A 541-nucleotide genomic window follows, 5' to 3' on the forward strand; every position below is an offset into this window, starting at 1 on the left:
AGATGAGGATGGGATTCGTGCTGCTGAGCTAGAAGGTGAATTCGCGGAACTAAACGGTTGGGAAGCGGAAAGTGAAGCTGCGATCCTGTTAAAAGGCCTTGGTATCTCAGAAGATCTGCACACAAAAAAGATGGCAGACCTCGGCGGTTCGGAGAAGGTAAAAGTTCTCTTGGCACAGGCATTATTCGGCAAACCGGATGTTCTGCTGCTCGATGAGCCGACGAACCACCTGGATCTTCAGGCAATCCAGTGGCTTGAAGAGTTTCTGATTAACTTTGAAAACACAGTTATTGTCGTATCCCATGACCGCCACTTCTTAAATAAAGTATGTACGCACATTGCCGACCTGGATTTTAACAAAATTCAAATCTATGTCGGAAACTATGATTTCTGGTACGAGTCAAGCCAACTGGCGTTAAAGCTTTCTCAAGAAGCGAACAAGAAAAAAGAAGAGCAGATTAAACAGCTTCAAGAGTTTGTCGCTAGATTCAGCGCCAATGCGTCTAAATCTAAGCAGGCTACATCAAGAAAGAAACTTCTC

General features: G+C 44.5%; 1 protein-coding gene. It reads left to right on the top strand.

The annotated features are described in order from the left end of the window. A partial coding sequence (locus ACWHAR_RS31195; RefSeq protein ID WP_452088943.1) for an ATP-binding cassette domain-containing protein occupies positions 1-541 on the top strand: 541 nt, incomplete at both ends.

It is taken from the genome of Bacillus sp. LR--39, assembly GCF_053613335.1.